Source organism: Halomonas sp. 1513, from assembly GCA_001971685.1.
Lineage (GTDB): Bacteria > Pseudomonadota > Gammaproteobacteria > Pseudomonadales > Halomonadaceae > Franzmannia.
In genome coordinates this window covers 851,985-875,466 of the sequence record CP019326.1, presented here as the reverse complement: position 1 = coordinate 875,466, position 23,482 = coordinate 851,985, and the positions used below count along the sequence as shown (strand labels likewise).

The window sequence follows — 23,482 nt, the reverse complement described above, 5'->3', positions numbered from 1 at the left end:
GCGAACACGCCGTCAATCCATCCCTGAGGACTCGCAGGGCTATCGCAAATTGCAGCACCGCTCGGAACTGTTCCGTCGACAGGCCTGCGAGGAGGCGCTGTGAACCCATCCCTGGGCGCTACCTTGCGCCATCCATGGCGCAAACCTCCTCTTCGGCCTGTCCCCGGCGTTCCTCGCTCAGAGGACAACTGCGATCGTGCCGTGCAGGTTCGATTAGTGCGCCACCCCGGCGGCACCGTGCTCGTCCACCAGCGCTCCCGAATGGAAGCGGTCGATGGAGAACGGCGCGGCGATGGGGTGCATCTCGCCCTTGGCCAGGCTGGCGGCGAACACATGCCCCGACCCGGGCGTGGCCTTGAAGCCGCCGGTGCCCCAGCCGCAGTTGAAGAACAGGCCCTTGACCGGCGTCTTCGACAGAATCGGGCAGGCGTCCGGGCAGGTGTCGACGATGCCGCCCCACTGGCGGTTCATGCGCACCCGCGAGAAGATCGGGAACATCTCGACGATGGCCTGCAGGGTGTGCTCCACGGTGGGGAAGCTGCCGCGCTGGCCGTAGCCGTTATAGCCGTCGATGCCGGCGCCGATCACCAGGTCGCCCTTGTCCGACTGGCTGATATAGCCGTGGACGTGGTTGGACATCACCACGGTGTCGAGGATCGGCTTGAGCGGCTCGGAGACCAGCGCCTGCAGCGGATGCGACTCCAGCGGCAGCCGGAAGCCGGCCATCTTGGCCAACACCCCGGAGTTGCCGGCGGTGACGCAGCCAATGGTCTTGGCCTCGATGTCGCCGCGGTTGGTGTGCACGCCGTAGACCTGGCCGTCGCGGATCTTGAAGCCGGTGACCTCGGTGTTCTGCAGCAGGTCGACCCCCAGCGCATCGGCGGCACGAGCGTAGCCCCAGGCCACCGCGTCGTGGCGCGCCACCCCGGCCCGCGGCTGCCACGAGGCGCCCATCACCGGATAGCGGGCGCGCTTGGAGCAGTCGAGGATCGGCACGATCTTCTGTACGCCGTCGGCGTCGAGCACTTCACTGTCGATCCCGTTGAGGCGGTTGGCGTTGACCCGGCGCTGGATGTCGCGCATGTCCTGCAGGGTGTGGCCGAGGTTGAGCACGCCGCGCTGGGAGAACATCACGTTGTAGTTGATGTCCTGGGAGAGCCCTTCCCACAGCTTCATGGAGTGTTCGTAGAGCGCCGCCGCTTCGTCCCACAGGTAGTTGGAGCGCACGATGGTGGTGTTGCGCGCCGTGTTGCCGCCGCCCAGCCAGCCCTTCTCGACCACGGCGACATTGGTGATGCCGTGCTCCTTGGCCAGGTAGTAGGCGGTGGCCAGGCCGTGGCCGCCGCCGCCGACGATGATCACGTCGTACTGCTTCTTGGGCGTGGGATTGCGCCACTGGCGCTCCCAGTGCTCATGGTGGCTCAGCGCGTGCTTGACCAGGCCGAAGCCGGAATAGCGTTGCATAGATTCTCTCCAGGACTCGTGTCGCGCCTAGCTCAGGCGATGGCGCCGTGCCGCTCGACGTCGACGTGTCGGCTATCAGCATAGACGGGGTAGCGGGCACACAGCGCCTCGACCTGGGCGCGCACTTCGGCTTCCACCGCGGTGCTGTCGTCGCCTGCGGCGAGGGCGTCGAGGATGTCGCAGATCCAGCCGGCCAAGGCTTCGCAGTCGTCGACGTTGAAGCCGCGGGTGGTCACCGCCGGGGTGCCGATACGCAGGCCGGAGGTGACGAAGGGGCTCTGCGGGTCGTTGGGTACGGCGTTCTTGTTGACGGTGATATGCGACCGGCCCAGGGCGGCGTCGGCGTCCTTGCCGGTGACGCCCTGCTCGATCAGCGAGACCAGGAACAGATGGTCGTCGGTGCCGCCGGAGACCACGTCGAAGCCGCGGGCCATGAACACGCCGGCCATGGCCCGGGCGTTGTCGATCACGCGCTGCTGGTACTGCACGAAGTCCTGGCTCATGGCCTCCTTGAAGGCCACCGCCTTGGCGGCGATGACGTGCATCAGCGGCCCGCCCTGCTGGCCGGGGAACACCGCACCGTTGAGCTTCTTGTAGAGCTCGGCATCGCCGCTGGCGGAGAGGATCAGGCCACCGCGGGGGCCGCGCAGGGTCTTGTGGGTAGTGGTGGTCACCACGTGGGCGTGGGGCAGCGGGCTGGGGTAGAGGCCGGCGGCTACCAGCCCCGCCACGTGGGCCATGTCGACCAGCAGCCAGGCGCCGACGGCATCGGCGATGGCGCGGAAACGCCGCCAGTCGACTACCCGCGAATAGGCCGAGAAGCCGGCGACGATCAGCTTGGGGCGGTGCTCATGGGCCAGCCGCTCGACCTCGGCGTAGTCGATCTCGCCGGTGGCCGGGTCGAGGCCGTACTGCACGGCGTGGTAGTGCTTACCGGAGAAGTTGGGCGCGGCGCCGTGGGTCAGGTGGCCGCCGTGGGCCAGGCTCATGCCCAGCACGGTGTCGCCGGGGCGGATCAGCGCCATGAAGGCTGCGGCATTGGCCTGGGCCCCGGAGTGCGGCTGGACGTTGGCGTAGTCGGCGCTGAACAGGTCGCAGGCGCGCTCGATGGCCAGCGACTCGACCACGTCGACGTGCTCGCAGCCGCCGTAGTAGCGCTTGCCTGGATACCCCTCGGCATACTTGTTGGTCAGCTGCGTGCCCTGGGCCTGCATGACGTGCACGCTGGCGTAGTTTTCGGAGGCGATCAGCTCGACATGTGCCTCCTGACGAGCCGTCTCGTCTGTGATGGCGGCAGCAAGCGGCGCGTCGAATGCCGCCAGGGTGTCGGTATGGGCAAAGCCGTCGCGGTGTGGCATCGGGGCCTCCAGAAGCACGGTAGTGGGCGGTGATCGGGTTCACTTGCGGCGATGGTATCCCCCGCCCCGCCGGCCAAGATGCTTGGCGGCGTCACGACGCGATGCGTTTGCGACAGACCTGTCGAGTTGCGACATCGGCCCGCCCTTTGCAGCGCAGCATGAATCGACGACAATACTCCCTCACCTTAGACCTTCGTCGCTGCTAATGGCCCTCATGCACGGCAGCACAACCAAGGACAACGCATGTTCGTCGAACTCTTTGCCGTGATGGCGCCGGTCTTCGTCGGCGCCAGCCTGGGCTTCACCTGGATTCGCCTCGGCCACGCCTACCCGGTGGAGTTCGTCACCAAGCTGGTCTTCAACATCGGCACCCCAGCGCTGATCCTGGCATCACTGAGCGGCGCCGAGATCGATGCCGGAAGCTTCGGCAGTACCATGCTCGGCACCCTGCTGGTGATCGTCGCCATGGGTGGCTTGACCTTCGCCGTGGCGCCGCTGCTGGGCAAAAGCTGGCGAGTACTGCTGTCGCCGATGATGTACCCGAATACCGGCAACATGGGCCTGGCGGTAGCGCTGTATGCCTTCGGCAGCAGCGGCTTCGCCTTTGCCATCGCTTCGATGGTCACCGTCTCGCTGGTGCAGTTCACCTTCGGCTCCGCCATGCACAGCAGGAGCGGCCGTCCGCTGCGCACCCTGGCCCGCACCCCCACCGTCTACGCCATCGGCATCGCCTTGGCGCTGCTGCTCACCGACACCGCCCTGCCGCGCTGGCTGGACAACACCGTCGACCTGATCTCGGGTTTCACGGTGCCGCTGATGCTGATCACCCTCGGCGTGTCGCTGGCCAGCATCCAGGCCCGCAACCTCTCCTCGGGGATCGGTTTCAGCGTGGTCCGCACCCTGGCCGCGGCACTGCTGGCGTGGGGCGTGGGCACCGTCATTGGCCTGCCGCCCCTGGCCCACAGCATCCTGGTACTGCAGATGAGCATGCCGGTGGCGGTTTTCAACTACCTGTTCGCCCAGCGCTCCGGCCACGAGCCAAAGTACGTCGCCGGGCTGGTGTTCTGCTCTACCCTGCTGTCGTTCATCTACCTGCCGATCCTGCTGGCGATCATGCTGTAGGGGAGAAAATCGCGCCTGCCGGGGTCTCTGCTAGGGTGAAGGTCACCCATTCATGTCAGTGAATTCGACACAGGGAGCGAGATCATGAGCAAGTTGGGCAAGACATCGCAGGGCGCCATGCTGGGCACGGCGCTGGTCGCCGGCGGCCTGCTGGGCTTGAGCACCGCCCAGGCCGAGGAAGTGGTCGCCGAGGGCATCGACAGCGAAGAGGCGACGCTGCGTATCGTACAGCTGGCCGGCGGCCTGGAGCACCCCTGGGGCATCGCCGAGCTGCCCGACGGGCGCTTTCTGGTCACCGAGCGCGCCGGGCGCATGGCGCTGATCGACGGCGGCGAGATCACCCACCTCGACGGCCTGCCGGAGGTGGCCGCCAACGGCCAGGGCGGCCTGCTCGACGTGACCCTGCACCACGCCTACGCCGACGGCGAGGAGTGGATCTACTTCAGCTACTCTAAGCCCGGCGACGGCGGCACCGTCAGCGCCCTGGCCCGGGCCCGCCTGGACGGCGAGGCGCTGGTCGACGTCGAGGAGCTGTTCGAGCAGGACCGCTACTCCCAGCCCGGTCGCCACTACGGCTCGCGGCTGGCGTGGCTGCCCGACGGCAGCCTGCTGATGACCGTCGGCGACCGCGGCGTCGAGCCCGAGCGCTCCCAGGACGCCGGTGACCATGCCGGCAGCGTGCTGCGCCTGACCGAGACCGGCGGCGTGCCCGACGACAACCCCTTCGTCGATGACGACGCGGCGCTGGACGAGATCTACTCGATCGGCAACCGCAATATCCAAGGCTTCGCGGTGGATGCCGACGGCACCATCTGGGCCAGTGAGCACGGCCCGCTGGGCGGCGACGAGCTCAACCTGATCGAGGCCGGCGAGAACTACGGCTGGCCGACGGTGAGCCGCGGCGTCGACTACAGCACCCGCGAGCCGATCGGCGAGGACTCCCACCCGGATATGCAGGACGCGCGCTATATCTACGAGGACCGCTTCGCGCCCTCGGGCCTGGCCCAGGTCGACAGCGAGGCATTCGCCGCCTGGCAGGGCAACCTGCTCGCCGGCGGGCTGCGCAGCGAGCAGCTCAAGCGGCTGGTCATGGAAGACGGTGAGGTCGCCCACCGCGAGATCGTGCTCGACGGAGAGATAGGCCGCATTCGCGAGGTGCATCAGGGCAGCGACGGCTACATCTACCTGCTCACCGATTCGGGCGACGATGGCCTCTACCGGCTCGAGCCGGACAACTAGGCGCGGGCGGCGGTCGGTCTCGAGGCAACGTGTACACAAACATGACACCTATGTACACTTTCCTCGACGCCTCCAGAGACCGCCACCATGCCACCCACCGCTTCGCCCCCTGCTAAGGGGTCACGCGACGTCTGGCTCGATGCGGCATTCGACCTGCTGCTCGAGTCGGGCGTCGATAGCGTACGTATCCTGCCCCTGGCCAAGCGCCTGCAGCTCTCCCGCACCAGCTTCTACTGGTTCTTCAAGGACCGCGAGGCGCTGCTCGATGCCTTGATCTCACGCTGGCGAGAGAAGAATACCCTGGGCCTGGTGCGCCAGACCGAGGCCTACGCCGAGAATATCGCCGAGGCGATGCTCAACGTCTTCGACTGCTGGCTGAATCCTCAACTGTTCGACTCCCCGCTGGAATTTGCCATGCGCAGCTGGGCGCTGCAGTCGGCGCCAGTGGAGCGTGAAATCGAGACTGCCGACGCCGAGCGTATCGACGCACTGACTCGCATGTTCGAACGCTTCGGCGTCGAGCCGTTGGCGGCCAACGTGCGTGGGCGCACCATCTACCTGACCCAGATCGGCTATATCTCGATGAAGACCCAGGAGCCACTAGAGGTGCGCATGCAGCGCATCCCTGACTATGTGGAAATCTTCACCGGCCAACCCCCGGGGCCTCGCGACCTGAAGCGCTTCCATGCCCGGCACGGGTACTCTCCAACACCCCCTCGCTAGGCCCGCTGCCAAGCCGCTAGGCATGCCGTAGGCCACGGTGAGCAGCAATGGCTCACGTGCTGGTATGTCCTGCTTGCGCCACCAATGTACATCAATGTACATTTTAATGACTAAGGTGCACACTCACCGTTAGCGCCGTAAACGAGACAACAAGAAAGCTCCCACGAGAGAGCCCCACAAGAGAGCCCCACAAGAGAGCCCCGACCATGGCCAACGATCCGCTGCTGCAGCCCTTCCAGCTCAAGCATCTCACGCTGAAGAACCGGCTGATGATGACGTCCCACGAGCCCGCCTACCCCGAGGAGGGGATGCCCAAGGCGCTTTATCGTGAATATCACGTCGAGCGGGCGCGGGCCGGCCTGGGCCTGACCATGACGGCAGGATCAGCAGCGGTAGCCAAGGACAGCCCCCCGGTGTTCAACAACATCCTGGCCTACAAGGACGAGGTGGTGCCCTGGATGCGTGAGCTCACCGACGCCTGCCACGAGCACGGCACCGCGGTGATGATCCAGCTGACGCATCTGGGCCGGCGCACCCGCTGGGACAAGGGTGACTGGCTACCGGCGGTGTCCGCCTCGCACCGCCGCGAAGCCTCCCACCGCGCCTTTCCCAAGCAGGTCGAGGAGTGGGACATCGAGCGTCTGATCCGCGACTACGCCGACGCCGCCGAGCGCATGCACGCCGCCGGCCTCGACGGCATCGAGCTGCAAGCCTACGGCCACCTGATGGATCAGTTCTGGTCGCCGCTGACCAATACCCTCGAAGCGCCATACGGGGGCGATCTCGACAACCGGCTGCGCTTCACCTTCGAGGTGCTGCGTGCCATTCGCCAGCGGGTCGGCGAGGCGTTCATCGTCGGGGTGCGCTATACCGGCGACGAGATGCTGCCGGGTGGGCTCACGGCCGATGAGGGCATGACGATCTCCCACCGCCTGAAGCGGAGCGGCCTGGTCGACTTCCTCAACGTGGTCCGCGGGCATATCGACACCGACGCCGGGCTCACCGACGTGATCCCCATCCAGGGCATGCCCAGCGCCCCGCATCTCGACTTCGCCGGCGAGATCAAACGCCAGGTCGATTTCCCCACCTTCCATGGCGCCAAGATCCAGGACGTCGCCACCGCCCGCCATGCCATCGCCTCGGGCAAGGTCGACATGATCGGCATGACCCGCGCCCACATGGCCGACCCGCACATCGTGCGCAAGATCATGCAAGGCCGCGAGGAAGAGATCCGCCCCTGCGTGGGTGCCAACTACTGCCTCGACCGCATCTACCAGGGCGGCGCCGCCTACTGCATCCACAACGCCGCCACCGGGCGCGAAACCAGCATGCCCCACACCATCCCCAAGGCCGCGCAGCAGCGCCGGGTGGTGATCGTCGGTGCCGGGCCCGCGGGGCTGGAGGCCGCCCGGGTCGCCGGCGAACGGGGCCATTCAGTGGTGGTGCTGGAAGCCGCCAGCGATGCCGGCGGCCAGGTGCGCCTCACGGCGCAAAGCGAGCGTCGCCGCGAGATGCTGGGCATCATCGACTGGCGCCTGGCGCAGTGCGAGGCACTCGGCGTCGAGATCCGCTACAACGTCTGGGCCGAGGCCGAGGAGGTGCTCGCCGAGCAGCCCGACGCGGTGATCGTGGCCACCGGCGGCTACCCCATGGAAGACCAGCCCGAGGTCGGCGGCGAACTGGTGGTCAACACCTGGGATATCCTCTCCGGGCACGTGGCGCCGGGAAGCCGGGTACTGCTGTTTGACGATGCTGGCGATCATGCCGCCATGCAGGCGGCGGAGATCATCGCCGCCAGCGGCGCCGAACTGGAGATCATGACGCCGGACCGCACCTTCTCGGCGGAGATCATGGCCATGAACCTGGTGCCCTACATGCGCGCCCTGCAGCGCCCCAACGTCACCTTCACGCCCACCTACCGGCTGAAGTCCGTGCAGCGCGATGGCGATGAGCTGCTGGCTACTATCACCAGCGACTATGCCGTTCAGGATCAGCTGGACCTGGACCAGGCGCGGCGCATCGATCAGGTAGTGGTCAACTACGGCATCACGCCGATGGCCGACATCTATTTCGAACTCAAGCCACACTCCAGCAACGCTGGTGAGGTGGACTACGACGACCTAATCGTCGGCCGGCCCCAGGCCGTCATTCGTAACGCGGACGGTGGCTTTCAGCTGTTCCGCATCGGCGACGCCGTCGAATCGCGCAACACCCATGCCGCGATCTATGACGCCCTGCGGCTGGTCAAGGACCTGTAACGCAAGAGCCCCGTGCCGCAGCGCGGCACGGGGCTCTCAGCACGCCCTCTCGCCTCAGTACTCCACCACCACATCGCCGGTGGGCATGCTGCAGCAGGAGAGGATATAGCCCTCGGCGATATCCTCGTCGGTGATACCGCCGTTGTGCTCCATGTTGACCTGCCCCGAGCTCAGCGGCACGCGGCAGGTACCGCAGATGCCCATCCCGCACGCCTTGGGAATGTGCAGGCCAAGCTTGGCCGCGGCGGCATGCACCGTCTCGCCGGGCTGGATGCGCACGCTCTTGCCGGTGGCGGAGAACTCGACGCTGAGCATGTCCGCCGCGTCCATCTCTTCGGCCTCGGCCTCGGCCTGCTCGACCAGCTCAAGCACGTCCTCCTGCACCGCCAGCGGCGTGGCGCCGAACGACTCCTCATGGTAATGGGCCATGTCGAAGCCGTTGTCGCGCAAGATGCGCTTGACCGCGTTCATGTAGGCGGGCGGGCCGCAGCAGAAGATTTCGCGCTGCATGAAATCCGGCGCCATCAGTTCGAGCATCGCCTGGCTGAGATAGCCGCGGAAACCGGCCCAGGTCTCGCCCAGATCGTCGCTGCGCTCGCAGACGATATGCAGCTTGAACTCGGGGATTCGCGTGAAGATATGCTCCAGCTCGCGCTGGAAGAGAATGTCGCGCGGCGTGCGTGCGCTGTGCACGAACTCCAGGTCCACCGCAGCGTTGGTATCGAAGAACCAGCGCGCCATCGACATCAGCGGCGTGATGCCCACCCCGCCGGAGAGCATCAGGATCTTTTCGGCGGGGTAGTCGATGGCATTGAAGTTGCCCACCGGGCCGTGTACCGCCAGCTCATCGCCGATGCGCAGATGGTCGTGCAGCCAGTTGGAGACCCTGCCGCCGGGTAGCCGCTTGACGCTGATCGAGAAGCTGTAGGGGATCGAGGGCGAACTGGAGATGGTGTAGGAGCGCATCATCGGCTCGCCGTCGATCTCCAGCTCCAGGGTCACGAACTGTCCAGGCTTGAAGAAGAACAGCACCGGCTGCTCGGCCATGAAGCAGAAAGTGCGTACGTCCCAGGTCTCCTGGATCACCTTGACACAGCGCACCAGGTGGCGGCCATTGGTCCAGGTCTGGGTGGTGACCGGGTTGAGGAAGTTCATGGACATGGGAACACTCGCCTGGGCTGCGGTCATGAAATGGACACCGCTCTCACATGGCGGTACCGGCTGCTGCGAATTCTGCGCACAGTGCGGCCATCCCACATGCCTGTCTGCGACATCGGCATGCCCACCCGTCCCAGCCCCAGGCAGGATTCTTGCCCCACGCGTCGCCGCTGCATCACGCCTTGTCGTCGCCAGACAACCGTGCAGCGAGCGACTGATCCAAACTCGCCACCAAGTATCCCCGATCGCGCCGGTCACACCCACCGACAACCGTCCCGTGCCGCTTCATGCGGCCCCGTTACAGAGGAAGCGTTTTCATGGACTCGATGTCACACGAGCGTCTCGACGATCCGTTGGCCGGCGCCCGCGAGGCCACCAGCACCATGCTCGCCCAGCGTACCCCGCAATTCTCGCTGCCCCAGCCGTTCTACAACGACGCCCGGCTGTTTGCCCTGGACATGCAGGAGATCTTCGAGAAGGAGTGGCTGTTCGCCGGCATGGCCTGCGAGATTCCCGCGAAGGGCAATTTCATGACCCTCGAGGTCGGCGACAACCCGCTGATCCTGGTGCGCGGCGCCGAGGGCGCCATCCACGGCTTTCACAACGTGTGCCGCCACCGCGGCTCGCGGCTTTGCGTCAAGGACAAGGGCAAGGTCGCCAAGCTGGTCTGTCCCTACCATCAGTGGACCTACGAACTCGATGGCCGGCTGCTGTTTGCCGGTAGCGACATGGGCGAGAACTTCGACCTGAACCAGTACGGCCTCAAGCCGATCCAGGTGCGCACCGCCGGTGGCTTCATCTTCGTCAGCCTCGCCGAGCAGCCGCCGGACATCGACGACCTCCTGGCCACCCTCGAGCACTATCTCGAACCCTACGACATGGCCAACACCAAGGTCGCGGTGGAGTCGTCGATCGTCGAGCAAGCCAACTGGAAGCTGGTGATCGAGAACAACCGCGAATGCTACCACTGCAACGGCGCGCATCCGGAGCTGCTCAACACCCTGCTCGAATACGACGACACCGACGACCCGCGGGCCACCCCGGCCTACAAGGCCCAGGTGGCGCGCAAGCAGGCCGACTGGGACGCCGAGCAGGTGCCCTGGCAGCTCAAGCGCTTCGGCAAGCGCAACCGCCTGACCCGCACCCCGCTGCTGGAAGGCACCGTGTCGATGACCCTGGACGGCAAGCCGGGCTGTCGCAAGCTGATGGGCCGCCTGCAGAGCCCCGACATGGGCTCGCTGCGCATCCTTCACCTGCCCAACTCCTGGAACCACTTCATGGGCGACCACGCCGTGGTGTTCCGGGTGCTGCCGCTCGGCCCGCAGCAGACCCTGGTGACCACCAAGTGGCTGGTACACGCCGATGCCGTGGCCGGCGTCGACTACGACCCCGAGCAGCTGCGCAAGGTGTGGGACGCCACCAACGATCAGGATCGTCGTCTGGCCGAAGAGAACCAGCGCGGCATCAACTCCCGGGCCTACCAGCCGGGCCCCTACTCGCCGACCTACGAGTTCGGCGTGATCGACTTCATCGACTGGTACAGCGAGCGCCTGCAGGAGAATCTCGGCCACACCGCGCCCCACCTCAAGGTGGTGCGGGGCTGACCTCCAGCGCACTGGCCACCGGCACGACCGTGCCGGTGGCCCGCGTCAAGCGGCTGGATTTTCGCGGCGTGGCGTGTTGGGATAGTCGCTAACCCGAGTCTCTCAGTACCCCCAATGCGCCTACGCAACATCATCATCGTCACGGTCATCGTGCCGCTGTTCCTGATCCTGCTGGTTTTCAGCCTGGTGGCGATCAAGTCGCTGGAAGACAACGTACGCACCAAGCTGCAGAGCGAGGTGCAGATCATCAGTCATGCCATCGGCACCTCGCTGGGCTACGCCCTGGAGCGCGATACCCCCGACGCGCTACAGGAGTCGCTGCACTCGGCGTTCTCCTTCCACCGCATCTACGGCGCCTATGTGTTCGACACCCAGGGCGACAAGATCTATGGCCTGGGGCTCGGCGAAGAGCTGTTCGACGCCGAGGACATTCGCGCGGTGGTCGAGGCCGAGGAGCCCACCGGCGACTACCGTCAGCACGAACGCTGGAACTACTACTCGGCGCTGGTACCGCTGACCACCCCGGGCGGTGAGATCCGCGGCGTGCTGCAAGTCAACCGCCTCAATACCGGCATCGAGAACTACACCGGCTTCATCAGCATCGTCGCGGTGGTGGTGTTCGCGGTGGGTGCAGCGGGTATCGTGCTGATGATCTGGTGGGGCTTTCGCCACTATATCGAACGCCCGCTCAATCGCCTGCTAGGGGTCATGGAGCGGGTCGAGAAAGGCGACCGCAGCCAGCGTGCGGCCATCGACGGCCCCACCGAGTATCGCAAGCTGTCGCTGGCGCTCAACGGCATGCTCGACGCCATGGCCGAGAAGGACGCCGATATCGAGGCCCGCCAGCGCAAGGAGATCGAACTCGAGAAGCGCCTGCGCAAGTCGAAGAAGCTCGCCGAGCTCGGCGTACTGGCCGCAGGCGTCGCCCATGAGATTGGCGCCCCACTGACGGTGATCAACGGCCAGGCCCAGCGGCTGGCGCGCCGCGAGGTGATCGGCGACGACGAGCGGGCCAAGCTGGGCCGCATCCGCAGCGAGGTAGAGCGCATCGTGGTCATCGTGCGTCAGCTGATGGAGCTGGGCCGCCAGCACAACGTCGAGAAGGAGTGCTGCCGGCTCGACGAGCTGATCGCCGCGGCGATCGACCTGCTCGAGGACGAGCTCGAACGCCTCGGCAGCCGCGTCGAGGTCGATCTGCCCACTCCCGCGCCGCAGCTGACGGTCAACGGCCAGCAGTTGACCCAGGTGTTCACCAACCTGATGCACAATGCCCTGCAGGCCAACCCCGGCGGACAGATCCGGGTCAGCGCCGAGACGCTCAACGGCGAGCTGCATATCAAGGTCGAGGACGATGGCCCGGGTATCGGCGAAGCCGACAAGAGCCGCGTCTTCGACCCCTTCTTCACTACCAAACCGGTCGGTCAGGGCAGCGGCTTGGGCCTGTCGATGGTTCACCGTATCATCAACGACCACGGCGGGACCGTGGGGGTCTTCGACAGCGCCCTGGGTGGCGCCGGGTTCGAACTGACCTTCCCCGCCGACGACCCGACACCCACGCAGGGAGCGCAACCCACATGACAAGGAGGCTTCCGTGACGCCGCCGATTCTCATCGTCGAAGACGACCCGGCGATTCTCGAACTGCTCGAGGAAGAACTCCAGGACGCCGGCTACGCCACCCTCGGGGTCGGCAGCGCCGAGGACGCCATCGCCACCCTCAGCCACGAGAGCGTCGAGCTGATCATCAGCGACGTGCGCCTGCCCGGCATCAGCGGCATGCAGCTGCTCGAGCAGCTGCGCCACGACGGCAGCAGCGTCGGTTTCATCGTGATCACCGCGTTCGGCACCATCGAGCAGGCAGTGGAGGCGCTGAAGATCGGTGCCGACGACTTCCTGACCAAGCCGCTGGACCTCGAGAACGTGCGCGATGCGGTCTATCGCGTGCTCGAGAACCATCGCCTGGCGGCGCGCCTGGAGAGCGCCGGCGGCGCCCGCCCGCACTTCCACGGCATCGTCGGCGAGAGCGAGTCGATGCAGTCGCTGTTTCACGACGCGGCGCGGCTGGCCAAGAGCAGCGCACCGATCCTGATCCTCGGCGAGAGCGGCACCGGCAAGGAGCTGCTGGCCCGCGCCATCCATGCCGAGAGCCCGCGCCACGACGCCCCCTTCATCGCCGTCAACTGCGCCAGCATCCCCATGGAACTGATGGAGAGCGAATTCTTCGGCCACGTGAAGGGCGCCTTCACCGGCGCCAACGAGGCGCGCCAGGGGCTATTCCATACCGCCAACGGCGGCAGCCTGTTCCTCGACGAGATCGGCGAGATGCCGCCCTCGCTGCAGGCCAAGCTGCTGCGCGCGCTGCAGGAAAGAACCGTGCGTGCGGTAGGCGCCGAGAAGGAGGAGAAAGTCGATGTGCGCATCATCGCCGCCACCCACCGCGACCTGGAGAAAGAGATCGAGGGCGACAACTTCCGCAGCGACCTGTTCTATCGCCTCGAGACCTTCTCGCTGCGCATCCCGCCGCTGCGCGAGCGCGAGGGCGACATCGAGCGCCTGATCGCCGCGTTGATCGACAAGCACGCCGGGCAGCAGGGCAAGAGCATCGAGCAGGTCGAGCCGCTGGCCCTGCAGGCGCTACTCAACTACCCCTACCCGGGCAACGTCCGCGAGCTGGAAAACGCCATCATGCGCGCGGTCACCCTGGCCGAGGACGGCATCCTGTGCCATGACGATCTCCCCGAGCGACTGCGCGGCCATGCCCGGGAGCAGAGCAGTGCCCTCGGCAGTGAGGTGGTCCCTGCCGGCCAGGGTGCCAACTGGCCGAGCCTCGAGGATGTCGAGAAGCGCTACATCCAGAAGGTCCTCGAAGCCACCGGCGGTAACAAGCGGCGCACCGCCGATATCCTGGGTATCGCCCGCAAGACCCTCTACCGCCGCCTCGAGGATCAGGACGACGCCAGCTGAGCGGTCTTCTGACATACCAACGGCGCCCGCTGGGCGCCGTTGGAAAGCTATCGAAACATCAAGAACATCACGCGGCGATCAATCGAGCTCCTCGTCTTCAGGCAGCGGCTCGCCTGAATGTTCCGCGGGCGGGTCTGCCTCGCCGGGCATGGCCTCGCCACCATCGCCGAAACCAGCCTCCTCATCCTCTGGCATGCCCGCTTCGGGCTCGTCGCCGGTACCCGGCACACCGGTGGTCGGATCGGCAGTGCCTTCTTCAGTCCCGGCAGGGTCGGTTCCCGGCGAAGCAGGGTCCTGGGTGCCGGGCGAAGCAGGATCCGAGGTTCCAGCGGGGTCGGCAGGCGCACCGTCATCGTGCATATCGGCCATCACCAGCGGGCTGGCCGTAAGACCCAGCGATACGCCGAAAATACCGATCTTCTTCAACAAAGCCTTGGACATCATCGCTAAACACCTCCTGATCCAATGTGGCCACGTCCCTGTGTGGCCTGCCGACGAGCGCGTCGCCGGCCAACTCGCAGGGCATCCATGCCCCGCCGTCATGCTAACCTTTCACGTTTTGACGCGATGAACGATCAGAACTCCTCGTCCTGCTCCTCCATCATCGGGTCTTCTTCCATCATGCCGTCGTCGTCCATGCCTTCATCCATGGCCGGATCGTCCATTGCCGGATCGTCCATCCCCTGATCCATGCCGGGATCCTCTTCCATGGGCTGATCCATGGCCGGATCGTCTTCCATCGGCGGCATATCGTCGTCGTTTCCACAGCCCGCCAGTGCCAGGCTGCCCAATAGCATGGCGGCAATCGACGTTGCGGCCATGAATTTGCGACTTGCCTTGGTGCGAGTATTCATCCTTGTCTCCTGACGATTGCTTGGGTGTCACCCAATACAAAGCACAAAGTGCGCCAGATGCAAAAAAGAAGAGAAAAATATTTAACAAACAGCATGTTATGATTATTACGGCAGCGCAAATAACGCCACCCCTGGGCCGAGATAAGCGGCCAGGGGTGGCGAAAAATGACACATGGGTCGCAATGGCTAGCGCGCCTGGAGGATATCCTCGATGGCACGCCGCACCGACGGCAGCATGACCTCGCGTTGCTGCATCAGCGCGTCGATTTCCGCCTCCAGCCCCGGCACGCCGACCTCGAGGTGCTTGCGCCTGGCGAGCCGGGCGCAGGTCTCCGGGCAGGCGCCCTCGGGGAGCTGCACGCCCAGCGCCACCAGCCGCTGGCGAAAGTCGTCCCCGTCGATCAGTTCGGCAATCATCATGGCATCGTCCTCCTCTTGCCCTTGGGCCTCGCGCTAGCCAGGGACCGCCTCGGCCACCGTCAGCCGGCAGGCGGCGTACTTGAACTCGGGAATCTTGCCGTAGGGGTCCAGCGCCGGGTTGGTCAGCACATTGGCCGCGGCCTCGGCGTAGCAGAACGGCACGAACACCATGCCGTCCGGCATCAGCATGTCGGCCCGCGCACGCAGGGTGATCGAGCCACGCCGCGTGGTAATCGTCAAGGCGTCGCCGGGCTGCAGGCCCAGGCGGCGCAGTTCACCCGGCGACAGGCTGGCCACCGCCTCGGGTTCGAGGTCGTCGAGCACCTTGGCGCGCCGCGTCATCGAGCCGGTGTGCCAGTGCTCCAGCTGACGCCCGGTGGTCAGCACCGTGGGGAAGTCGCCGTCGATGGGTTCGTCCGGCGGCAGCGGCACGGTGGGACTGAAACGGGCGCGGCCGCTGGCGGTGGGGAAGGCGTCGCTGAACACCACGTCGGCCCCCGGGGCGTCGTCCGCCGGGCACGGATAGGTCACCGAGTCCTCGCGCTCGAGGCGCTCCCAGCTGATGTGGTCCAGCGACGGCATGCCGCGCTGCATCTCGGCGAACACCTCGCGGGGGTGGCCGTAGTCCCAGGCCAGGCCGAAGCGCCGGGCGATCTCCTGGATGATCCACCAGTCGGGCTTGGCGTCGCCGGGCAGCGGCATGGCGGCGCGGCCCATCTGCACCTGGCGATTGGTATTGGTGACGCTGCCGTCCTTCTCCGGCCACGCCGAGGCGGGCAGGATGACGTCGGCGAACTGGGCGGTCTCGGTGACGAACAGGTCCTGCACCACCAGATGCTCGAGCTTGGCCAGGGCCGCCCGGGCGTGGTCGAGGTCGGGGTCGGACATCGCCGGATTCTCGCCCTGGATATACATGCCGCGAATGGTGCCGGCATGCACGGCGTCCATGATCTCGACCACGGTGAGGCCGGGCTCGGGATCGAGCTCGGTGTTCCACAGCTCCTCGAAGGCGCTGCGCACCTGGGCGTCGGAGACCGGCTGGTAGTCGGGCATCACCATCGGGATCAGGCCAGCGTCGGAGGCGCCCTGGACGTTGTTCTGGCCGCGCAGCGGGTGCAGGCCGGTGCCCGGGCGGCCGGTATGGCCGCAGGCCAGTGCCAGCGAGATCAGGCAGCGCGCGTTGTCGGTGCCGTGGGTGTGCTGGGAGATGCCCATGCCCCAGAAGATCATCGCCCGCTCGGCAGTGGCGTATTCCCGCGCCACCTGGCGGATCTCCTCGGCGCTGACGCCGCAGGCCGGTGCCATGGCCTCGGGGGTCATCTCGGCGACGTGGGCCTTGAGCGCCTCGAAGCCCTCGGTGTGAGCGTCGATATAGGCCTGGTCGTAGAGCCCCTCGCTGACGATGACGTTGAGCATGGCATTGAACAGCGAGACGTCGCTGCCCGGCGTGAAGCGCAGGGTCTGGTGGGCGTAGGCGCCCAGCGCCTGGCCGCGGGGATCGATGACGATCAGCTTGGTGCCGCGCTTGGCGGCCTGCTTGAAGAAGGTCGCCGCCACCGGGTGGTTCACGGTGGGGTTGCAGCCGGTGAGGATCACCACATCGGCCTGCTCGGCCTGCATGAAGGAGGCGGTGACCGCGCCGGAGCCGATGCACTCCATCAGCGCCGCCACTGAGCTGGCGTGACACAGCCGGGTGCAGTGGTCGACGTTGTTGGAGCCGAAGCCGGTACGCACCAGCTTCTGGAACAGCCAGGCCTCCTCGTTGGAGCACTTGGCGCTGCCGAAGCCGGCCAGCGCCGCCGGGCCACGCTCGGCCTTGAGCGCGGTGAGGCCGCCGGCGGCGGCGTCCAGCGCCTCCTCCCAGCTCGCCTCGCGGAAGTGGCTCAGCGGCTGGGCCGGGTCGAAGTCCGGGTCGAGCCCCTTGGCCACCCCGGCCCGGCGGATCAGCGGCGTGGTCAGCCGCGACGCATGCCGCGGGTAGTCGAAGCCGAAGCGCCCCTTGACGCATAGCCGGTTGTGGTTGGAGGGCCCGTCGCGGCCCTCGACGAACAGGATCTCGTCGTCCTTGATGTGGTAGGTGAGCTGACAGCCCACCCCGCAGTAGGGGCACACCGAGTCGACCTGGCGATCGGCCACGCGGGAGTCGCCGCGGCCCTGGGCGTCGATCAGCGTGGCCGGCATCAGCGCGCCGGTGGGGCAGGCCTGGACGCATTCGCCGCAGGCCACGCAGGTGCTCTCGCCCATCGGATCGTCGAAGTCGAAGACGATCTTGGAGGCCGCACCGCGATGGGCAAGACCGATCACGTCGTTGACCTGCACCTCGCGACAGGCGCGTACGCACAGGTTGCACTCGATGCAGGCGTCGAGATTGACGTGCATCGCCGAGTGCGTGGCGTCATGGCCCTCGGCGTGCGGCAAGGCGGCGTCCCGTGCGGCGACGTGATGCACCGTGGGCGCATCGCGCGCGCTGCGCGGCGGCAGCCACTCGCGCACCGCCGCGGCATCGATGGCCAGCTGATCGGCCATGGCCCAGAAGTGGCTGGCGCGGTCGGGGCTCTGCTCACGCTCTGGCTGGTCGGCGATCAGCAGCTCCATGACCGCTTCGCGGGAGAGCCGCGCGCGCTCGGAGCTGGCGCTCTTGACCACCATGCCCGGCGCGGCCTGGCGCAGGCAGCTCGCCGCCAGCGCCCGCTCGCCGTCGATCTCGACCATGCAGGCGCGGCAGTTGCCGTCGGCGCGGTAGCCGTGGGCGTCCTTGTAGCACAGGTGGGGAATGGTCTCACCGGCGCGCTTGGCCACCTGCCACAGCGTCTCGCCGGCGTGGGCGATGACCTCGACGCCGTCGAGGGTCAGGCTGAAACTCTGTTCGCTCATGCTCATCTCCCTTAGCCCTTGACGATCACGCGCTGGGCGGCAAGCTCACTGCGAAAATCCTTGAGCAGGCCCAGCACCGGATTGGGCGCCGCCTGACCGAGGCCGCAGATCGAGGCGTCGATCATCACCTGGGACAGCCGCTCGAGGTCGGCGGCGTGCCACTCGTCGCGCTCGAGCAGGGTCAACATCTTCTCGGTGCCGACCCGGCACGGCGTGCACTGCCCGCAGGATTCGTCGGCGAAGAACGCCAGCAGATTGGCGGCCGCGGCGCGCAGGTCGTCCCGATCCGATAGCACAATCACCGCCGCCGAGCCGATGAAGCAGCCCTCGGCCTGCAGGGTGTCGAAGTCCAGCGGGATATCCGCCTTGCTGGCCGGCAGGATGCCGCCGGAGGCGCCACCCGGCAGGTAGGCGGCGAGGCGATGGCCGTCGGCCATGCCGCCGCCGTACTCCTCGACCAGTTCGGCAAGGGTGATGCCCGCCGGGGCCAGGTGCACGCCGGGGCGCTTGACCCGCCCGGAGAGCGAGAAGCTGCGCAGGCCGCTGCGGCCGTGTCGGCCGTGGCCGGCGAACCACTCGGCGCCGCGCTGCCAGATCAGCGGGATCCAGTAGACGGTCTCGACGTTGTTGACCAGGGTCGGGCGGTCGAACAGGCCGCGCTGAGCGACGAACGGCGGCCGGTGGCGCGGCTTGCCGGGCTTACCCTCAAGCGACTCGATCATTGCCGACTCTTCGCCACAGATATAGGCGCCGGCGCCGCGCCGCATCACCACGTAGCCGGGGCTGACCAGGCCAGCGGCCTCGAGCTCGGCGATCGCCTCGTGCAGCACGCGGTGCAGGCCGGGGTATTCGTCACGCAGGTAGATGTAGAGCGCCTCGGCGTCCACCGCCCAGGCGCTGACCAACGCGCCCTCGAGGAAGCGGTGTGGCGCCTGTTCGAGGTAGTAGCGATCCTTGAAGGTGCCCGGCTCGCCCTCGTCGGCGTTGATCGCGCAGTAGCGCGGTCCCGGCTCCTGGCGCACGAAGTACCACTTCTTGAAGGTCGGGAAGCCGGCCCCACCCAGGCCGCGCAGGTTGGCCGCCTCGAGGGTCTGCATCAGGCTGTCGACGCTCACCTCGCCATCGCGGCAGGACTCAAGCAGCGCATAGCCGCCCTCGCCGCGATAGGCGTCGAGCCGCTGCCAGTCGACGGTCTCGGGATGGTAATGGCCGGTATCGACCACCGCTTCCACCGCCTCGCAGCTGGCATGCAGCACATGGCGATGCCCCACCTCGACCACCGGCGCGCTCTCGCAGCGGCCCATGCAGGGCGCACGCAGCACCCGCACCTGGCCCGGGTCGGCGCCGGCCTCGAGCTCGTTCTTGAGCGCCGCGGCGCCGGCCAGCTGGCAGGACAGCGAGTCGCAGACGCGGATGGTCACCGCCGGCGGCGGTGCCTGGTCGTCGTGGACCACGTCGAAGTGTGCATAGAAGGTGGCGGTCTCATACACCGTCGCCATGGGCAGGTTCATGTAGGCGGCCAGGGCGCGCAGGTTGGCCATCGACAAGTAGCCGTGGTGGTCCTGGATCAGGTGCAGGTGCTCGATCAGTAGATCGCGGCGCTGAAGCGTCGGCGTCTGGCGTTCGTCGCCGAGCAGCGCACGTAGCGCCGTCAGCGCCTCGGGGGCCAGCTCGCGGCCACGGGGTGTGCCGCGGAAGCGACGCACGGGGGTCACGGTAGTCTCGGTCATGGGCGTGCTCGTTGTCGTTGAAACACTCATCGTCTGGGCAGCGGCACCGGCGAAAATGAAACAATTTGTTATGGAAGCATTGAACTTCTATAAATCAGCATTACCTTTATCGGTGCACGTCACAGAAAGGATGCGCTGTCACAGCCAGTCTGTCACATAGCATAGCCGCTATGTTTCGCCACACACGGCGAATGCGACCCTGAAAACGACGTCAGGAGCGCGGATGCGGCACGGCGTGACGCAAGTCGTGGCAACCACAGGGAGGAGCCACCATGAACTGGGACCAGATCGAAGGACGTTGGAAAGACCTAAGAGGCAAGGCCCGCGAAAGCTGGGGCGAGCTGACCGACGACGAACTCGACCAGATCGCCGGCAAGAAGGATCAGATGATCGGCAAGCTGCAGACCAAGTACGGCATCACCAAGGAAGAAGCGGAAAAACGCGCCAACGATTGGGCCGCCAAGCTGTAACGGCACCCGCTCAGTGACACCACGAAAGGACCATCGAGGAGATCACAGCATGCGCAAGACGACTCTCGCACTCAGCATTTCTCTCGCCGCCGGCGGCATGGCCCTGGCCGGCACCGCCCAGGCCGAGATCGAAGGCCTCTACTCGGCCGATGCAATCATGGATGCCAACGTCTACCTCGACAGCGCCCCGGAAGAGCGCGTCGGTGACGTCGAAGACATCCTGCTCGACGACGATATGAGCGTTCAGGCCATCGTCATTGAGACCGGCGCCACCCTAGGTCTCGGCGGGCGCGATATCGTCCTCGACAACGACCACTACCGCCTGGAAACCGAGACCGACGAGGACGGTGACACCGTGCACCGCGTCTACGTCGACGCCACTGCGGAAGAACTCGAGGAGCTACCCGAGTTCGACAGAGACTGGTGGGACCAGGCCCGCGAGAACGCCGCCGAGGCGTGGGAAGCCACCCGTGAAGGGGCGCAAAGCGCCTGGCAGCGTACCCGAGAAGGCGCCGAGAGCATTGGCGATACGCTCGACGAAACCGTCAATAACTGATCCCCCCGGCCGACGCCGCTGTTCGGCGTCGCTCAACAGGCCCGCCAATTTGGCGGGCCTGTCTGTGTATGATAGAGGTCAGACATGGCGAGGTCGCATTGGCGATATCGGCGCTGCGCGATCCGCTCAATAATCACCCTGGCCTAGCGCCCATCTGAATCTTATCGGCCGCTTGCCTGGCAATTCACTGGTAACGCGTCACAATAACCGTGAGCCATCACAATGTAAGCACAAGGGAGATTTCGCAGTGGATAAGAATTCTCAGGACCCCTCGGCCGGAGAACGGCAGGAGAGCTCCGAAGGCATTCCCGCGCCAGAAGGCCCCGCCAATCTAATTGATACCGACTATGTGATCGGTCAGGACAACATCACCGCCTCACCAATGGGCTTTAATTTGGACCTGCATGGCAAGGTCTTCATATTCTCGTCGATTGTGGTGATGTTCTTCGTGATCATCACCCTCGCCCTGCAGGAGCAAGTGGCGCCGCTCTTCAACGCCACCTTCGGTTTCCTGACCAGCAACATGGCCTGGTTCTTCCTGCTGGCCGCCAATATCTTCGTCCTGCTCTCGATCATACTGATCTTCACCCCGCTAGCGAAGGTGCGCATCGGCGGGCGAGATGCGACGCCGGACTTCAGCTACGCAGGCTGGTTTGCGATGCTGTTCGCCGCCGGCATGGGCATCGGCCTGATGTACTTCGGTGTTTCCGAACCCATGGATCATTTCCAGGCCGCCATGGGAGGCGTCGCGACCGAGAACGGGGCACGGACGGATTGGTCGCCACTGGGCGGCGCCGAAGGCGACGAGGCCGGCGCCGTTGCGCTGGGCATGGCCGCCACCATCTTCCACTGGGGCCTGCACCCCTGGGGGATCTACGCCATCGTGGCGCTGGCGTTGGCGATTTTTTCGTTTAACAAAGGGCTGCCGCTGACCATGCGCTCGATCTTCTACCCGATCCTGGGTGAGCGCGTATGGGGCTGGCCGGGGCATGTGATCGATATTCTGGCGGTATTTGCCACGCTGTTCGGCCTGGCCACCTCACTGGGCTTGGGCGCCGAGCAGGCCACCAGCGGCCTCAACGATCTGTTCGGTATTCCCGATACCAACACCACCATGGTGCTGCTGATCGTGGCCATCACCATCGTCGCCATGGGCTCGATTTTCCTGGGTGTCGACAAGGGCGTGCAGCGCCTCTCGCAGCTCAACATGGGGTTGGCCTTCCTACTGCTGGCCTTCGTGATCATCGTCGGGCCAACGCTGATGATCGCCACCGGTTTCTTCCAGAACCTGCTGGGCTACCTGGTCCACCTGCCGGCGCTCTCCAATCCCTTCGGACGCGAGGACGCCAACTTCAGCCAGGGCTGGACCGCCTTCTACTGGGCGTGGTGGATCTCCTGGTCACCGTTCGTCGGCATGTTCATCGCACGGGTCTCCCGCGGGCGCACCGTGCGCGAATTCCTGATCGCCGTGCTGCTGATACCGTCTACGGTGTCCGTGCTTTGGATGACCTCTTTCGGCAGTGCCGGTATCGAGCAACTGCTCGCCGGGACCTTCGAAGGTGAAGCGGATGCGCTGTTCGTGATGCTGGCCGGCCTGCCGCTGACCGAGATCACTTCCTTCATCGCTATCGTGCTGGTGATCGTGTTCTTCATCACCTCGTCAGACTCAGGCTCGCTGGTGATCGACTCCATCACCGCCGGGGGCAAGGTCGACGCGCCCAAGCCCCAGCGCCTTTTCTGGGCGATCATCGAGGGCGCCATCGCCATCGCGCTGCTGCTCGGCGGGGGCCTGGCGGCGCTGCAGGCCGCGGTGATCTCCACCGGCCTGCCCTTCACCCTGGTGCTGCTGGTGGGCTGCTATGCCATCGTCAAGGGGCTGATGAGCGAACCACGTGGCTGAGCGCATATCAGCCAGAGCATAAAAAAGGCGGCCTGCGGGCCGCCTTTTTTGATGCCTGACATTCAGCTCCAGAGCTGCCCGATCGGCGTGCCTGGCTGGTGGCGAGCGGCGATCTGCGCCTGCAGCAGCTCGGCGGTGGCCAGCGCGTCGATCAGCGCATGATGCCCCTGATATGGCGGCAGACCGTAGCGCTCGCGGCTGTTGTGCAGGCGGATCGACACCGGCGGGCGACCCATCCAGCGCCGAAAACGCGCCCACAGCGACTGGCGATGAATGCGCGCCTCCAGCGACATGGTGTCGATCACAGGAAAGCGCAGGCTTTCATCGCGCCGCGACTTGACCGCGGCGTCGAGGAACGGTCGCTCGATGTGCCGGTAGTGCACCACCACCAGGCGACCGGCCAGGGCGGCCAGCAGCTCGTCGAGGATCTCGTCGAGATCCGGCGCGTGCTCGATCTCCGAGTCGGTGATGCGGTGAAAGGCCACCGACTGGCGCACCAGCGGCCGCGGCGGGCGCACCAGCCAGTAGCGCCGCTCGGCCAGCCGGATGCGGCTCAGACTAAAGGGCACCAGGCCGATACTGAGAATCGCATGCCGCCGCTCGTCGAGGCCGGTGGTCTCCATGTCCATGGCCACCAGCGGCGCCTCGGCGATCGGCGTTTCCGGCGCCAGCTGGCTGGTGGCGAAAAATTCCGCCACGCGTGGATCGCGCGCTTCGTCGGCACGTCGCGCCAGATAGTCGGGCCACTGCGGTGCGGAGCGCTTGAACAACGGAAGCGACGGCATGGCGA

General features: G+C 66.3%; 19 protein-coding genes. 10 read left to right on the top strand and 9 right to left on the bottom strand.

Translation table 11 applies throughout. From position 1 onward, the window contains the following. Positions 1-213 precede the first annotated feature (213 nt). A complete protein-coding gene (locus BWR19_04025) occupies positions 214-1,464 on the bottom strand; it encodes a sarcosine oxidase subunit beta (GenBank protein APX92174.1) in 1,251 nt (416 codons plus the stop codon). 32 nt (positions 1,465-1,496) lie between these two features. Next, positions 1,497-2,822 (bottom strand): serine hydroxymethyltransferase, encoded by a 1,326-nt coding sequence (glyA, locus tag BWR19_04020; protein ID APX92173.1) that lies wholly within the window; start codon positions 2,820-2,822, stop codon positions 1,497-1,499. Positions 2,823-3,065: 243 nt separating this feature from the next. Here glyA and BWR19_04015 point away from each other — a divergent pair, with 243 nt between their 5' ends. From BWR19_04015 to BWR19_04000, 4 genes are all read left to right on the top strand, one after another. Further along, positions 3,066-3,944, top strand: a complete 879-nt coding sequence (locus BWR19_04015; protein ID APX92172.1) for a transporter — start codon at positions 3,066-3,068, stop codon at positions 3,942-3,944. 84 nt (positions 3,945-4,028) lie between these two features. Continuing rightward, positions 4,029-5,183, top strand: coding sequence for a glucose sorbosone dehydrogenase (locus tag BWR19_04010; GenBank protein APX92171.1), 1,155 nt, complete (start codon positions 4,029-4,031; stop codon positions 5,181-5,183). An 87-nt stretch (positions 5,184-5,270) separates the two neighbouring features. Further along, positions 5,271-5,906, top strand: coding sequence for a TetR family transcriptional regulator (locus tag BWR19_04005; protein ID APX92170.1), 636 nt, complete (start codon positions 5,271-5,273; stop codon positions 5,904-5,906). Positions 5,907-6,112: 206 nt separating this feature from the next. Then, positions 6,113-8,164, top strand: a complete 2,052-nt coding sequence (locus BWR19_04000) for an N-methylproline demethylase (GenBank protein ID APX92169.1) — start codon at positions 6,113-6,115, stop codon at positions 8,162-8,164. Positions 8,165-8,218: 54 nt separating this feature from the next. On the opposite strand, the gene BWR19_03995 is transcribed toward BWR19_04000, so the two are convergent. Further along, positions 8,219-9,325 carry a hybrid-cluster NAD(P)-dependent oxidoreductase gene (locus BWR19_03995; GenBank protein APX92168.1) on the bottom strand — a complete coding sequence of 369 codons (1,107 nt, stop codon included), beginning with the start codon at positions 9,323-9,325 and terminating at the stop codon, positions 8,219-8,221. A 314-nt stretch (positions 9,326-9,639) separates the two neighbouring features. Here BWR19_03995 and BWR19_03990 point away from each other — a divergent pair, with 314 nt between their 5' ends. The 3 genes from BWR19_03990 to BWR19_03980 all read left to right on the top strand — a co-directional run bounded on the left by BWR19_03990 (position 9,640) and on the right by BWR19_03980 (position 13,888). After that, on the top strand, positions 9,640-10,926 hold the full coding sequence (locus tag BWR19_03990; protein APX92167.1) for a Rieske (2Fe-2S) protein: 1,287 nt from the start codon (positions 9,640-9,642) through the stop codon (positions 10,924-10,926). A gap of 114 nt (positions 10,927-11,040) precedes the next feature. Next, on the top strand, positions 11,041-12,504 hold the full coding sequence (locus BWR19_03985; protein ID APX92166.1) for a two-component sensor histidine kinase: 1,464 nt from the start codon (positions 11,041-11,043) through the stop codon (positions 12,502-12,504). A gap of 13 nt (positions 12,505-12,517) precedes the next feature. After that, entirely contained in the window at positions 12,518-13,888 is a 1,371-nt protein-coding gene (locus BWR19_03980) for a sigma-54-dependent Fis family transcriptional regulator (GenBank protein ID APX92165.1), read from the top strand. 78 nt (positions 13,889-13,966) lie between these two features. On the opposite strand, the gene BWR19_03975 is transcribed toward BWR19_03980, so the two are convergent. The 5 genes from BWR19_03975 to BWR19_03955 all read right to left on the bottom strand — a co-directional run bounded on the left by BWR19_03975 (position 13,967) and on the right by BWR19_03955 (position 19,766). Continuing rightward, on the bottom strand, positions 13,967-14,332 hold the full coding sequence (locus tag BWR19_03975) for a hypothetical protein (protein ID APX92164.1): 366 nt from the start codon (positions 14,330-14,332) through the stop codon (positions 13,967-13,969). Between the two features lie 131 nt (positions 14,333-14,463). Beyond that, positions 14,464-14,742, bottom strand: coding sequence for a hypothetical protein (locus BWR19_03970; GenBank protein APX92163.1), 279 nt, complete (start codon positions 14,740-14,742; stop codon positions 14,464-14,466). Positions 14,743-14,928: 186 nt separating this feature from the next. Then, positions 14,929-15,162 (bottom strand): hypothetical protein, encoded by a 234-nt coding sequence (locus tag BWR19_03965; protein ID APX92162.1) that lies wholly within the window; start codon positions 15,160-15,162, stop codon positions 14,929-14,931. Positions 15,163-15,195: 33 nt separating this feature from the next. After that, entirely contained in the window at positions 15,196-18,036 is a 2,841-nt protein-coding gene (locus BWR19_03960; protein APX92161.1) for a formate dehydrogenase subunit alpha, read from the bottom strand. A gap of 11 nt (positions 18,037-18,047) precedes the next feature. Next, positions 18,048-19,766, bottom strand: a complete 1,719-nt coding sequence (locus BWR19_03955) for an NADH-quinone oxidoreductase subunit F (GenBank protein APX92160.1) — start codon at positions 19,764-19,766, stop codon at positions 18,048-18,050. Positions 19,767-20,038: 272 nt separating this feature from the next. On the opposite strand from BWR19_03955, the gene BWR19_03950 reads away from it, so the two are divergent. The 3 genes from BWR19_03950 to BWR19_03940 all read left to right on the top strand — a co-directional run bounded on the left by BWR19_03950 (position 20,039) and on the right by BWR19_03940 (position 22,692). After that, positions 20,039-20,236 (top strand): hypothetical protein, encoded by a 198-nt coding sequence (locus tag BWR19_03950; protein APX92159.1) that lies wholly within the window; start codon positions 20,039-20,041, stop codon positions 20,234-20,236. Positions 20,237-20,285: 49 nt separating this feature from the next. Beyond that, positions 20,286-20,792 (top strand): hypothetical protein, encoded by a 507-nt coding sequence (locus tag BWR19_03945; GenBank protein APX92158.1) that lies wholly within the window; start codon positions 20,286-20,288, stop codon positions 20,790-20,792. Between the two features lie 247 nt (positions 20,793-21,039). Beyond that, positions 21,040-22,692 (top strand): BCCT transporter, encoded by a 1,653-nt coding sequence (locus BWR19_03940; GenBank protein APX92157.1) that lies wholly within the window; start codon positions 21,040-21,042, stop codon positions 22,690-22,692. A gap of 62 nt (positions 22,693-22,754) precedes the next feature. On the opposite strand, the gene BWR19_03935 is transcribed toward BWR19_03940, so the two are convergent. Then, on the bottom strand, positions 22,755-23,477 hold the full coding sequence (locus tag BWR19_03935; protein APX92156.1) for a DNA polymerase III subunit epsilon: 723 nt from the start codon (positions 23,475-23,477) through the stop codon (positions 22,755-22,757). Between the last annotated feature and the right edge of the window lie 5 nt (positions 23,478-23,482).